This is a genomic window from Lentzea sokolovensis, assembly GCF_033949975.1.
GTDB classification, from domain to species: Bacteria; Actinomycetota; Actinomycetes; order Mycobacteriales; family Pseudonocardiaceae; genus Lentzea; species Lentzea sokolovensis.
This window is the reverse complement of the sequence record NZ_JAXAVU010000012.1, coordinates 205895-218709: the sequence shown is the minus strand read 5'-3', so window position 1 is coordinate 218709 and position 12815 is coordinate 205895. Positions and strand designations below refer to the sequence as shown.

Here is a 12815-nt window from a genome sequence, read left to right as displayed (position 1 = left end):
ATCAGCCCTTGACGACGGGCAAAGCCAAGCCCCGCAGCACCTCGGCCACGGTCTCGGCGGCGGCCAGCGGGTCGAGCGGGTGCACCAGCACCGCGTCCGCCTGCGACCAGGTCGCGAGCCACCTGTCGTCCTTGCGGCGCACCGCCACGACGATCGGCGGGCAGTTCGTGATCTCGTCCTTGAGCTGGCGGGACAGGCCCATGCCCCCGGTCGGCTGCGCCTCGCCGTCGAGGATCAGCAGGTCGACGGTGCCGTTGTCGACCTCGTAGAGGACGTCCGCGATGGCGCCGACCTCGACGTACTCGACACGCGCGAGGTCCGGCGCGGGACGACGGCCGACCGCAGTGATGATCGTCTCACGCACCTCGGGCCGGTGGCTGAACACCAGGATCTTCGTGGTCTGCGTGCTCATCTCTGGATCCTCCGCTGCGACTGCCGACTGCGGTCCTGAAGAAAGTGACCAAGGTCGCCGTGATGCTATCGGGCCGGTTCGTGTGGTTTCTGCAGGGCGTCCCACCCCAGGGCGTCGCCACCGAGTCGTTGCGCCAGAGAGGCCATCCTCGACCGCTCCTGGGCGCAGTGCAGCGCGTCCAGCTTCTGCACTCGACTGATATGCGATATATCACCGGCAACGAGCACCCAGCCGTCGGGTGTGAGCAGTTCGCGCGCGCGTTCGACCTGGTCAGCGGGGATGCGCACGTGGTGCCGGAGCACCGCGAGATCGTCGGCGCGCCACCGCGGAGAACGGGCCAGAACGGCCGAATCGGCCTCCGCGATGTCGAACGCCTCGACCACGACGACGAGCTCCGGGTCGTCGATCGACAGCGCCGGCACCTCGTCTCGTCGCAGGAGTTGGCGCAGCGTGTCCCGCAATCGGCCCAGCGAACCCATTCGTTGATCTCCTCGTGATCACCCGCTGTGTGACCCAGCCGACCCATGATCCGCGCAGGACCCGATGGGCGGACGGAAATTCCGCAGGCAATAATGCTGCGCGTGACCACGGCAGCGCCTTCAATCGGCCAGCGCGTGCACTCGCTGAACCGCCCGAACATGGTCAGCGTCGGCACGATCGTCTGGCTGTCCAGCGAGCTCATGTTCTTCGCTGGCCTCTTCGCCATGTTCTTCACGGTGAAGGCCCAGAACGACACTGGGCATTGGCCCCCAGCGCCCACCCACCTGAACGTTCCCTACGCGGCGGTCTTCACGATCATCCTGGTCGCGTCGTCCTTCACGTGTCAGTGGGGCGTGTTCGCCGCTGAGCGGGGCGACGTGTTCGGTCTGCGTCGTTGGTACATCGTGACGTTGATCATGGGAGCGATCTTCGTCGGAGGCCAGGCGGGTGAGTACATCACCCTCGTCGAGGAGGGCACGACGATTCCGTCGTCGGCCTACGGCACGGTCTTCTACCTCACGACCGGCTTCCACGGCTTGCACGTCATCGGCGGTCTGATCGCGTTCGTCTACCTGTTGATCCGGACGAAGCTCAGCAAGTTCACGCCGGCGCAGGCCACCTCCGCCATCGTCGTGTCGTACTACTGGCACTTCGTCGACGTCGTGTGGATCGGGCTCTTCGCCATCATCTACATCGTGCCCTGACCTGCTCCCCAGCCACGAGCTCCCGAACTGACAGCAAGGGTTGCCGCACACCATGACCACCACTACGAAACGCCCGCGCGGCGCCCGCACGAAGCTGCGCCGCCGGGTCGCCGGTCTGCTCGCGCTGGGCTTCGCCCTGCTCAGCGCAGGCATGCTGTTCGCCGCGTTCGCGCCCCAGGCGCAGACCGCCCAGGCGCAGCAGGAGGACGCTCTGGTCCGCCAGGGCGAGCAGATCTACCTGAACACCTGCGCGGGCTGCCACGGCAAGTCCCTCGAAGGTGTCAAGGACCGCGGGCCGAGCCTGATCGGCGTCGGTGACGCCGCGGTGTACTTCCAGACTTCCTCCGGCCGCATGCCCATGGCGCGGCAGGAGGCGCAGGCCATCCGCAAGCCCGCGAAGCTCTCCCCTGAGGAGATCAACGCGCTGATGGCCTACATCACCGCCAACGGTGGCGAGGGCCCGAAGAAGCCCTCCGAGTCCGGCGAGGCCCTGCGCGGCGACAACCCCGCCCGCGGTGGCGAGCTCTTCCGCCTCAACTGCGCCAGCTGCCACAACTTCACGGGTCGCGGCGGCGCGCTGTCGTCCGGCAAGTTCGCGCCGGAACTCGACGGCGTGACCGAGGAGCAGATCTACACGGCGATGCTGACCGGCCCGCAGAACATGCCGAAGTTCGGCGAGCGCCAGCTGACGCCGGAAGAGAAGAAAGACATCATCGCGTACGTCAAGTCGGTCACCGACGGAAACAACAACTCCGGCGGTAACCCCCTGGGCGGGTTCGGACCCGTCTCCGAGGGATTGATCGCGTTCATCGTGGGCATCGCCGCGCTCATCGGCGTGACCCTCTGGATCGGAGCCAAGGCATGAGCGGCGACAAGCCGACCGAGCTGCCCAGCGAGGCAGAGCTCGCGGAGATGAGCCGGGACGACCTCGTCAGGCTCGGAACGAAGATGGACGGCGTCGAGCTCGTCCACTACGAGGAGAGGTTCCCGGTTCCCGGGACGCGTGCCGAGCGTCGCGCTGAGCGCGTCGTCGCGCTCTGGTTCGTGATCTCCGCGCTGTCCGGGCTGGCCTTCCTCGGCGTCTTCCTGTTCTGGCCGTGGCAGTACGAGGCCCCGCACACCGACGGCCACCTGCTGCACATGCTCTACAACCCGCTGATCGGCCTGTTCCTGGGCCTGTCGGTGGTGGCGCTGGGCGTCGCCGCGCTGCTCTACACCAAGAAGTTCATCCCCGAAGAGCTCGCGGTGCAGCAGCGCCACGACGGCCCGTCGGCCGAGGTCGACCGCGCCACCCTGGTCGCGGAGCTCGCCGACGCGGGGGAGCGCAGCGGCATCGGGCGCCGCAACCTGATCAAGCGCACCGCGGGCCTCGGTGCCGGCGTGCTGGGTCTGGGCGTCGCGGCCGTCCCGCTGGGCGCGCTCATCAAGAACCCGCACGCGGACAGCGAGACCAAGAACTCGCTGTGGCACACCGGCTGGAAGGCCGAAAAGGGCGAGAAGGTCTACCTGCGCCGCCACACCGGCAACTTCCACGAGGTCTCCCTGGTGCGTCCCGAGGACGTCGAGCCGGGCGGCTTCGAGACGGTGTTCCCGTTCCGGGAGTCCGAGCGCGAGGACGAGCACGCCCTGGTCGCGGCCCTCAAGCGGGCCGACGCGCCGGTCATGCTCATCCGCATGCGCCCGAACCAGGCGGTCACCAAACGTGCAGGTCAAGAAGACTTCAACTACGGTGATCTGTACGCGTACTCGAAGATCTGCACGCACCTCGGTTGCCCGACGTCGCTGTTCGAGCAGCAGACCGGTCTGCTGCTCTGCCCGTGCCACCAGTCGCAGTTCGACGTCTTCGAATACGCCAAGCCGCGGTTCGGTCCGGCGACCCGTCCCCTTCCGCAGCTTCCGATCACTGTGGACGAAGACGGATACTTGGTAGCCCGCAGCGACTTCATCGAGGCTGTGGGTCCGGCGTTCTGGGAGCGGAAGTCATGAGTGCCATCACCACGCCGACGAAGCCGGCCAACGCCGCCGCGCGCGTCGCAGGGGCGGCGGCCAACGCTGCCGACGAGCGGTTCCACGCAGCTTCTGGCCTGCGCAAACAGCTGAACAAGGTCTTCCCGACGCACTGGTCCTTCCTGCTCGGTGAGATCGCCCTGTACAGCTTCATCGTGCTGCTGTTGTCGGGCACGTACCTCGCCCTGTTCTTCGACCCGTCGATGACCGAGGTCACCTACAACGGCTCGTTCGAGAACCTGCGCGGCATCGAGATGTCGCGGGCGTTCGCGTCCACGCTCGACATCTCGTTCGAGACGCGCGGTGGCCTGTTCGTCCGCCAGGTGCACCACTGGGCGGCGCTGCTGTTCATGGCGGCGATCGTCGTGCACATGTTCCGGATCTTCTTCACCGGCGCGTTCCGCAGGCCGCGTGAGATCAACTGGGTCATCGGCATCGTGCTGTTCATGCTCGGCGCGATCGAGGGCTTCCTCGGCTACTCGCTGCCGGACGACCTGCTCTCGGGCACCGGCCTCCGGGTCATGGCGGCCCTGCTGATCTCGTTCCCCGTGGTCGGCACCTGGATCAACTGGCTGATGTTCGGCGGGGAGTTCCCCGGCACGGACATCATCCCGATGCTCTACACCGCGCACATCCTGATCATCCCGGCGATCATCCTGGGTCTGATCGCGGCGCACCTCGCGCTGGTCTGGTACCAGAAGCACACGCAGTTCCCCGGCGTGGGCCGCAAGGAGACCAACGTCGTCGGTGTCCGCATCATGCCGGTGTTCGCCGCCAAGGGCGGTGGCTTCTTCGCCATCGTCGTCGGTGTCATCGCGATCATGGGTGGCGTCTTCCAGATCAACCCGATCTGGAACTTCGGCCCGTACAACCCGGCGCAGATCTCCGCCGGCTCGCAGCCCGACTGGTACATGGGCTGGACCGACGGCCTGGTCCGCATCTGGCCCGCGTGGGAGTTCTACCTGGGCAACTACACGATCCCCGGTGCGTTCCTGCCGTTCATCCTCGGTCTGCCGCTGCTGACCGGTATCGCGGCGGTCTACCCGTGGATCGAAAAGAAGATGACCAAGGACTACGCGCACCACAACCTGCTGCAGCGCCCGCGTGACGTTCCGGTCCGCACCGCGCTCGGCTGGATGGCGATCACGTACTTCATGGTCCTGCTGCTCATGGGCGGCAACGACATCTTCGCGTACAAGTTCGACATCTCGTTGAACCTGACGACGTGGATGGGCCGCATCGGCATGCTGATCCTGCCTCCGATCGCGTACTTCGTCGCGTACCGGATCTGCATCGGCCTGCAGCGCGGCGACCGCGAGGTGCTCGAGCACGGTGTCGAGACCGGCATCATCAAGCGCCTGCCGCACGGCGAGTTCATCGAGATCCACCAGCCGCTCGGCCCGGTGGACGACCACGGCCACCCGATCCCGCTCGCCTACCAGGGCGCGTCGGTGCCGAAGAAGATGAACAAGCTCGGCTCGGCCGGTCACCCGGTCGCCGGCAGCACGTGGTCGCCGGACCCGGTCGAGGAGACCGTGGCCCTGGAGAACGCGCGCGCGAAGAACCACGTGTCCGAGGGCACCAGTGCCCAGGACAAGGCCGGCGAGCTCGCGGGCAAGCCGTCCGACCCGAAGGCCTGACCTTCTCGGTTGTGAAGCACTGAAAAGCCCCCGTGACTCTTCACGGGGGCTTTTCGCTGTCTTGGTGGTTCGGGCTACTGGGCGTCGTCCAGGCCGATGGAGAACGCGGCCTCGTCGTCGCGCTTCGAGTAGCTGCGGAACGCGATGTGTGTGTCGGTGTTCAGCACACCGGCGACCTTGCTGATCTTGCCGGGCACCAGGGCTGCGAGGTCCTCGTGCTTGCTGACCCGCACCAGCGCGATCAGGTCCACGTCACCGGCACAGGAGTACACCTCGGTGACTCCGTCGATGTCGGCGATCTCCTGCGCGGCCTCGGGAATGCGTTCGGCGGCGGCCTGGATCAGCACGATGGCGGTGACCACGGCGTCCTCCTCGGGTCTGGGCTCCGGTGTCTCAAGCACCCGTAGTCTGCCCTACCGCCTGATCACCGGCGTGAGGACGTCGCCGGTCGTCGCACGCAAGCCGACCTCGCCTCGCGCTAGTCGCTTTGTCGACATCCCAACTGATATATCGGTTGCCGCCACCCTCGTTGACCTGCGCATATCAGCCCTTATGCAAAAAACGTTTGCGGACGTCCGCAAACGTTTTTTGCATAAGGCGGTGCAACAGGGGCTTTCGGGGTCAGTTCCAGTGGTCGTGGATGGGGCGGGCGTTCGCGGCTTGTTCGGCCCACGGCACCCATGCCGCGGCGGCGCCGGCGGGGGAGGACCAGGGCTCGTCGGCGTAGACGAGGCGGGTGCCCGGTTGGTCGAGCCAGCGCAGGACGACCCCGGCTTCTTCGGGCGGCGCACCGCGCAGCGGACCGGGTGTCGGGATGACCGTTTCGGCCGAGGCGACGAGTGCGTCGACGACCGGCATCGGCCGGGTGCCGCGGCGGGCGACCCCGGCGGAGGCCAGGCGGCCGTAGCGCACGACGGAGAACTCCCAGCCGCCTTCGCGGTCCGGGCGGGCGGCCACCAGTTGGGGCAGGGCGGCGAGGGCTGCCAGTCGCTGGGCGCGGTCCAGGGACCGGACCAGACCCGCCAGGCGGTCGCGGCGGCGAGCGGCCTCCTCGAAGCGCTCGGCTGACGCCAGGCCGTCGAGTTGGCTGACGAGAGTGCGTAACGGGTCCGCGCTGCGGCCGACGACCAGATCCTGCACGGCCACGACGGCGGGGGAGTACTCGTCGACGGACTGCCTGCCCGCGCACGGCGCCTTGCAGCGGTCGAGTTCGGCCAGCGCGCACGGGGAGGCTCGTTGGTTCGCCGCGGGGATCTTGATGGTGCACGAGCGCAGCGGGACGGCGTCGAGCAGCGCGTCCGCGACCGACTCGGCGGCCTTCCGGGTGCGGAACGGGCCCAGCGCGCCATCTCGGGGGACCTTGACCAGCGAGATCCGCGGGAACGGCTCGTCGGTCAGGGTCAGCCACCAGGCGTGGTGGGGGTTCTTCGAGCGTCGGTTGTACGCGGGACGGTGTGCGCGCAGGAGCCGTAGTTCGCGCACCTCGGCCTCCAGCGGGTGGGCGCACTCCACGGCGTCGACGCGCACCGCGAGCGCGACCATCTCGCGCAGCCTGCGGCGGCCTTCGCTGGCCGTGAAGTACTGGCGGACCCGGCGGCGCAGGTCGGACGCCGTGCCGACGTAGAGCACCTCCTCCTTCGGGCCGCGGAAGAGGTACACGCCCGGCGTGGACGGCAGGTGGGCGGCGAGGGAGCGTTTGCGGCGTTGTTCCGGCGTCACCTCCGGCAGGTACGCCAGCAGCTCCTCCAGGGAGTGCACGCCGACGTTGCCGACGCGCTCCAACAGCGCGTGCAGCACCTCGACGGTCGTGCGGGCGTCGGCCAGCGCCCGGTGCGTCGGCTTGGTCTCCGTGTGGAACAGGTCCGAGAGCGCGGACAGGCGGCACGACGGTGCCTCGTCGCGACTCAGGACCCGCCGTGCGAGCTTCACCGTGCACACGACCGACGGCTTCGGCCAGCGGTAGCCGTGCCGTTCGCAGGCGGCCTTCATGAACCCGACGTCGAAGCCCGAGTTGTGCGCCACCAGCACCGCCCCGGCCGCGAATTCGAGGAACGCGGGCAGCACCGTCTTCATGGTCGGCGCGCCCATCACCATCAGCTGCGTGATCCCGGTCAGCTGCGCGACCATCGGCGGGATGCCGCGTTCGGGGTCTACGAGGGTCGCGAACTCGCCGAGGATCTGGCCGCCGCGGACCTTCACCGCGCCGATCTCGGTGACGGCGTCCTCCTCGGCGCTGCCACCCGTCGTCTCCAGGTCGAAGACGACGAACGTCGTGTCGCGCAGGGGCGTCCCGAGCTCGTCGAAGGACAGTTGTCCGGTCACGTGGCCGACGTTAGCGACGGGGTCTGACAATTTTCGACGGTGATCCCTGGCGATGCCTTGACCTGCGGTTGCTCCGTTGGAGTGATCTTCGGGTGATCTTTTCCAGATCGTTGTTCCGAAGGGCGGACACGTCCATGCGCTGCTCAAGCGCGAGGGCTCTAGCCTGATGGGGTGCCCGACCCGATGCCCGCGCCCGAGTTCGACCTGCCTGCCGATGAGGCAGGTGAGTCCGCAGAGGAATCCTCAGAGGAATCCTCAGAGGAATCCACTGTGGACTGGTCGGCCCTGCCGGAGCCGTTGCGGGTGAGGCTCGCGGAACTCGGTGCCGACGCGTTGGGCGAGATGGCGAAGGTCGACGTGCCCCAGCACCTGCGCCCGGTGGCGAAGTTCGCCCCGACCAAACGCGCTCGTCTGGGCGGCACGCAGGTCGTCGCCGGCCTGCGCGACTCGGCGAACTTCCGCACCGCCGTGATCGAGTGGCTGCGCAAGAACAGGCCGTCGACGCTGGAGGTGACCTCGCCGGATCCGGTGACGGCGGCCGCGGCGGCGGTGCTGACCGGAGACGACGTGGCGCCGCACTACGTGGAACTGGTCTCGCGACGGGTGGGGGACGCGACGCTGCGAGCCGAACGGGACGCGGCCGTCGCGCGCGTGGAACGGATGGAAAGCGAGCTGGAACGGCTGCGGGCCGAGCGCACCCAGCTCGACGGAGCCACCGAGCGCGTTCGCGCGGACGCCGAAGTCGAGCTGGAACGCCTGCGCAAGCGGTTGCGCGAGCAGGGCGTGAAGCTGCGGGAGGCCAAGGACGCCGCTGCGGCGGCGGCCGCCGAGGTCGACAAGATCCAGGTACGCACCGCGGACGAGGTCAAGCGTCTGACCGCCGAGCGCGACCGGGAGCGGGAACGCGCCGAGACCGAGCGAGGCAAGGCGCAGCGGGCGATCGCCGACGCCGAGGTGGCGCGGCAGTCCGCGCGGGAGGCCCGGCAGGCCGACGAGGTGCGGCTCGCGTTGCTCGTGGACACCCTCGACGGAGCCGTCACGGGCCTGCGTCGTGAGCTGGCTCTGGGCGAAGGCACCGGGCCACGTCCCGCCGACCTCGTGCGAGGCGCCAGCGCGTCGCAGGGGGCCGTGGGACGGGTGGAGGACCCGGCGGCTCTGGACCGGCTGCTGGCGTTGCCCGCCGTGCATCTGGTGGTGGACGGCTACAACGTCACGAAGACCGGTTATCCGGAGCTGTCGCTGTCCGATCAACGCGATCGGCTCGTGCACCAGTTGGCGGTGCTCGCCGCGCGCACGGGCGCCGAGGTGACGTTGGTGTTCGACGGCGCTGGGGTGGTCGCGGTGCCCGCCGCGGCTCCTCGTGGCGTGCGCGTGCTCTTCAGCGATCCCGGTGTTCTGGCGGATGACGTCATTCGTGCGCTGGTCACCGCAGAGCCGGAGGGGCGGCCCGTGGTGGTGGTGACGTCGGATCGCGCGGTCGCGGATTCGGTGCGTCGTCGCGGTGCGCACCCGGTGCCGTCCGCTGTGTTGCTGGCCCGTCTCGGGCGCGTTTGATCACCCGGTAGCCTGACGCCGTCGATCTTGACGGGCTTGTTCTGGCGAGGGGGATCGGCGACCTCATGTCGCGCAACTTCACCCGTGGTTTTGTGGTTCTCCTGCTGTTGCTGCCGGCGACTCCGGCCGTGTCTTCAGCCGCGCAGCCGGCTGATCCCGCGCGCGCGTACGCGGATCTGACGGCGCAGGCGACGAAGCTCAACGAGGAAGTCCTGCGCGCGCAGGAAGATCTCGTCCAGCGCAAGGCCGAACTCGACCGCGCGACCGCGACAGTGGCGGCGGCGCAGCAGGTCGAACGGCAGGCCAAGCGCGACAAGGACGACTTCCAGGGGCAGGTCGACCTCATCGCCCAGGCGTCCTTCGAGGGTGCGCGTTTCAACCAGCTGTCGGCGCTGCTCGTGGCGGACTCGCAGCAGGACTTCCTGAACCGCCTCGAGATGATGCGGGTGCTGGCCGCCGACAACGCGGAGTCGCTCGCGCGGCTGTCCGGAGCCGTGGAAAAGGCTCGGCAGGCGCACCAGGTGGCGGAGAACGCGCGCGCCCGTGCCGCGGAGACCACCGCGGCGGCCGAGAAGCTGAAGAGCGACCTGGACGGGCGCAACCAGGCCTTGCAGGCGCAGATCACCGAGGTGCGGTCGGCGCTGACGCGGCTGCCCGCCCCCGTCGTGACCCAGCTGCGTGATCCGGGGGACCGCTCTCAGGTCAGCGTGCCTTCCGGAGCGGCGGGCCTCGCGCTGAACTTCGCGCTGGGGCAGCGCGGGGACGAGTACGAGTACGGCAGGACCGGGCCGGACCGGTGGGACTGCGCCGGGCTGACGATGAAGGCCTACGCGGCGGCCGGGCTCACGATCCCGCGCACGTCCGGTGGCCAGGCCGGGGTCGGACGCGCCGTGTCGCGTAGCGAGGTCCGTGCGGGCGATCTGATCGTCTACTACTCGAGCCGCTCGCACGTCGCCATGGCCGTCGACAACGCGCGGGCGGTGCACGCCTCGACGGAGGGGCAGCCGGTGAAGATCGCACCGATCGACGCCATCGGGCCCATCGCGGTGATTCGGCGCATCGAGGGCTAGCGTTGCGCCGGTGAAGCACCTCAGGACGTTGCTGGCGGTCACCGTCGCCATGACGTTCCTGCTGGGCGTCAGCGTTGCACTACGGCCCGTTGAGTTGCAGCCGACCGCAACACCCCATTGCAATGAGTCGGTGTTGACGGCTGTTTCAGGCGCCGTGACCAGCAGTTCTTGCGATGGCGCCCTGGCGTCGCGGGTATCGGGGGCGTTGGACTCCTCGGTGCGCGAGGTTGCCGATGTATTGGATATCAGCTGGGGTCGGCGGGTCGACGTCGTCGTTCCGGCCACGGACAGCGAGCTGGTGTCGCTCGTCGGACCGGCGTTCGCGGACATGGCCGGAATCGCCATCCGGGACAGCGACGGTTCCGGGCAGCGCGTCGTCATCAACCGGGTGCGGGCGTCGGCGTTGTCGGACCTGGAGTTGCGCGTGCTGCTGCGGCACGAGATCACCCATGTCGCGACGCGGGACCTGACCTCGGACTCGGCCCCGCTGTGGCTGGTGGAAGGGTTCGCGGACTGGGTGGCGTTCCACGACACGGGGTTGTCGCTTCGTCAGGCGGCGCCGTTGCTCAGGTCGGACGTCTCGGTGTTGCCGGTCGACTTCGGCGGCTCCGGGCGTGATCTGGCCTATCAGCAGGCGTACTCGATCATGGTTTACCTGGAGTCGCGGCTGGGGGAGCGAGGTGTCGTGGACTTCTTCCTGCGGCACGCGTCGTTGTCTTCTGTGGACCCGAGCGTCGTCGACGTGGCGGGTTGGCGTGAGTTCCTGAAAACGAGCATCGGATAGCGTTGAGTTCGTGCGCCGAACCTTGCTGGTGACCAACGACTTCCCGCCCCGCCCCGGTGGCATCCAGTCCTACCTGCACGCTTTGGCGACACGGCTGCCCGCGGACTCGCTCGTCGTGTACGCGCCGAAGTGGAAGGGCGCGGAGGAGTTCGACGCCGAGCAGCCGTTCCCGGTGGTGCGGCACCCGACGTCGTTGATGCTGCCGACACCGGACGTCCTCGCCCGTGCCCGCGACATCGCCCGTGCCGAGTCGTGTGAGGCGGCGTGGTTCGGGGCGGCGGCACCGCTGGCGTTGCTGGCGCCGTCGCTCGGGCTCAGTCGCGCGGTTGCCTGCACGCACGGGCACGAGGTCGGCTGGTCGATGCTGCCGGTGGCGCGGCAGGCGTTGCGGGCCATCGGGTCCGGAGTGGACGTCGTGACCTACGTCAGCCGCTACACCCGCTCGCGGTTCGCGGCGGCGTTCGGCCCGATGGCGGCGCTCGAACACCTTCCCTCCGGTGTGGACACCGAGCTGTACCGCCCGGATCCGGCCGCGCGCGCCGAGATCCGCCGCCGTTACGGGCTGGGCGACCGGCCGGTGATCGTGTGCGTGTCGCGCCTCGTGCCGCGCAAGGGGCAGGACGTCCTGATCCGCGCGTTGCCGTTGATCCAGCGGACGGTGCCGGACGCCGCACTGCTGATCGTCGGCGGCGGGCCGTACCGGGGGACGCTGGAGAAGCTGGCCGCCGGTTCGCGGGACATCGTCCTGACCGGCTCGGTGCCGTGGGAGGAACTGCCCGCGCACTACAACGCCGGCGACGTCTTCGCGATGCCGTGCCGCACGCGCGGCCGCGGTCTCGACGTCGAAGGCCTCGGCATCGTCTACCTGGAAGCCTCGGCGACCGGGCTGCCCGTGGTGGCTGGACGGTCCGGCGGCGCTCCGGAGACCGTGCGCGACGGCATCACCGGCAACGTCGTCGACGGCCGCGACGTCGAGAACGTCGCCGAGCGGGTCGCCTCGCTGCTCGCCGATCCCGAGACCGCGGCCAAGATGGGGCGCACGGGCCGGGAATGGGTCAGTGACCACTGGCGCTGGGACCAGCTCGCACACCGTCTCGAAAATCTCATCGGCTGACCGATATCCGATATATCGCACCTGGATCCGCTCGGCCGGCTTGACCTTCCAGCGGCTGGAAGGTGCAGGTTGATGGCATGGACGACGAGACGGACCGCTACACGATCGGAGAGCTGGCTCGCCGCACCGGGCTGCCGGCGCGCACGATCCGGTTCTGGTCCGACAGCGGAGTGGTGCCACCCCTGGAACGGAACTCGGGTGGCTACCGCATCTACGGCGCCGACGCGGTCGGCCGCCTGCACCTGGTCCGGACGCTGCGTGAACTCGGCCTCGGGCTGGACGAGGTGCGGAAGGTGGTCGACCGGCGGTCCACGCTGGCCGAGATCGCCGCGGTCCACGTCGACGCGCTCGACACCCGGATCCGGATGTTGCGGCTGAACCGCGCTGTCCTCCACAACGCCATCCGCCGTGAGAACAAGTCCGAAGGACTGTCCCTGATGTACGAACTCGCCCGGTTGCCGGCACACGAACGGCAACACCTCATCGACGGCTTCGTCGACAAGGTCTTCGCCGGCGTCACCGATGAGGACGCTCTCGTCATCGCCGGTTTCATGCGGGAGATGCCGCCACAGCTGCCGGACGACCCGACCTCCGCGCAGGTGGACGCCTGGATGGAGCTCGCGGAACTCGTTTCCGACGACGACTTCCAACGCACCGTGCAACTGCTGGTGCTCCGCGGCGAGTCCGGCAACCGCATCGAGTTCGGCCTCAACATCCGGCCACTGGTT

At 68.8% G+C, this 12815-nt stretch carries 12 protein-coding genes and 1 pseudogene; 9 read left to right on the top strand and 4 right to left on the bottom strand.

The window, feature by feature from the left end; all coding sequences use genetic code 11:
- Position 1: 1 nt before the first annotated feature.
- Both SK854_RS29605 and SK854_RS29600 read right to left on the bottom strand, forming a co-directional pair.
- Complete coding sequence (locus tag SK854_RS29605; RefSeq protein WP_319978396.1) at positions 2-412, bottom strand: hypothetical protein; 411 nt, start codon at positions 410-412, stop codon at positions 2-4.
- Positions 413-477: 65 nt separating this feature from the next.
- Positions 478-891, bottom strand: coding sequence for a hypothetical protein (locus SK854_RS29600; RefSeq protein ID WP_319978395.1), 414 nt, complete (start codon positions 889-891; stop codon positions 478-480).
- 93 nt (positions 892-984) lie between these two features.
- On the opposite strand from SK854_RS29600, the gene ctaE reads away from it, so the two are divergent.
- The 4 genes from ctaE to qcrB are packed head-to-tail and all read left to right on the top strand — an operon-like array spanning position 985 to position 5243.
- Complete coding sequence (gene ctaE, locus SK854_RS29595; protein WP_319978394.1) at positions 985-1596, top strand: aa3-type cytochrome oxidase subunit III; 612 nt, start codon at positions 985-987, stop codon at positions 1594-1596.
- Between the two features lie 52 nt (positions 1597-1648).
- Positions 1649-2461, top strand: a complete 813-nt coding sequence (qcrC, locus tag SK854_RS29590; RefSeq protein WP_319978393.1) for a cytochrome bc1 complex diheme cytochrome c subunit — start codon at positions 1649-1651, stop codon at positions 2459-2461.
- Entirely contained in the window at positions 2458-3582 is a 1125-nt protein-coding gene (gene qcrA, locus SK854_RS29585; protein WP_319978392.1) for a cytochrome bc1 complex Rieske iron-sulfur subunit, read from the top strand. The genes qcrC and qcrA overlap by 4 nt, the downstream gene beginning before the upstream one ends.
- Positions 3579-5243: a cytochrome bc1 complex cytochrome b subunit gene (qcrB, locus tag SK854_RS29580; protein ID WP_319978390.1), complete on the top strand. Its 1665-nt coding sequence runs from the start codon at positions 3579-3581 to the stop codon at positions 5241-5243. Before qcrA ends, qcrB begins: the two co-directional genes overlap by 4 nt.
- 74 nt (positions 5244-5317) lie before the next feature.
- Here the strand turns inward: qcrB and SK854_RS29575 are convergent, their stop codons facing one another.
- A complete protein-coding gene (locus tag SK854_RS29575) occupies positions 5318-5605 on the bottom strand; it encodes an Lrp/AsnC family transcriptional regulator (RefSeq protein ID WP_030465012.1) in 288 nt (95 codons plus the stop codon).
- Between the two features lie 259 nt (positions 5606-5864).
- The gene (locus SK854_RS29570; RefSeq protein WP_319978389.1) at positions 5865-7565 is read right to left on the bottom strand and encodes a DEDD exonuclease domain-containing protein; all 1701 of its coding nucleotides are present in this window, start codon (positions 7563-7565) and stop codon (positions 5865-5867) included.
- Positions 7566-7748: 183 nt separating this feature from the next.
- Between SK854_RS29570 and SK854_RS29565 the strand changes: the two genes are divergently transcribed.
- From SK854_RS29565 to SK854_RS29545, 5 genes and pseudogenes are all read left to right on the top strand, one after another.
- A complete protein-coding gene (locus tag SK854_RS29565; RefSeq protein ID WP_319978684.1) occupies positions 7749-9119 on the top strand; it encodes an NYN domain-containing protein in 1371 nt (456 codons plus the stop codon).
- A gap of 65 nt (positions 9120-9184) precedes the next feature.
- Positions 9185-10189, top strand: a complete 1005-nt coding sequence (locus tag SK854_RS29560; protein ID WP_319978388.1) for a C40 family peptidase — start codon at positions 9185-9187, stop codon at positions 10187-10189.
- 238 nt (positions 10190-10427) lie between these two features.
- Complete coding sequence (locus SK854_RS29555; protein WP_319978387.1) at positions 10428-10973, top strand: hypothetical protein; 546 nt, start codon at positions 10428-10430, stop codon at positions 10971-10973.
- Positions 10974-10983: 10 nt separating this feature from the next.
- Complete coding sequence (locus tag SK854_RS29550; protein ID WP_319978386.1) at positions 10984-12087, top strand: glycosyltransferase family 4 protein; 1104 nt, start codon at positions 10984-10986, stop codon at positions 12085-12087.
- A gap of 77 nt (positions 12088-12164) precedes the next feature.
- A pseudogene (locus tag SK854_RS29545) lies at positions 12165-12467 on the top strand (helix-turn-helix domain-containing protein); the annotation flags it as partial.
- Between the last annotated feature and the right edge of the window lie 348 nt (positions 12468-12815).

Coding starts and splice junctions, on each gene's coding strand:
- SK854_RS29565 (WP_319978684.1), top strand. CDS start 7,749: ATGCCCGCGCCCGAGTTCGACCTGCCTGCCGATGAGGCAGGTGAGTCC.
- SK854_RS29560 (WP_319978388.1), top strand. CDS start 9,185: ATGTCGCGCAACTTCACCCGTGGTTTTGTGGTTCTCCTGCTGTTGCTG.
- qcrB (WP_319978390.1), top strand. CDS start 3,579: ATGAGTGCCATCACCACGCCGACGAAGCCGGCCAACGCCGCCGCGCGC.
- SK854_RS29605 (WP_319978396.1), bottom strand. CDS start 412: ATGAGCACGCAGACCACGAAGATCCTGGTGTTCAGCCACCGGCCCGAG.
- qcrA (WP_319978392.1), top strand. CDS start 2,458: ATGAGCGGCGACAAGCCGACCGAGCTGCCCAGCGAGGCAGAGCTCGCG.
- SK854_RS29600 (WP_319978395.1), bottom strand. CDS start 891: ATGGGTTCGCTGGGCCGATTGCGGGACACGCTGCGCCAACTCCTGCGA.
- ctaE (WP_319978394.1), top strand. CDS start 985: ATGCTGCGCGTGACCACGGCAGCGCCTTCAATCGGCCAGCGCGTGCAC.
- qcrC (WP_319978393.1), top strand. CDS start 1,649: ATGACCACCACTACGAAACGCCCGCGCGGCGCCCGCACGAAGCTGCGC.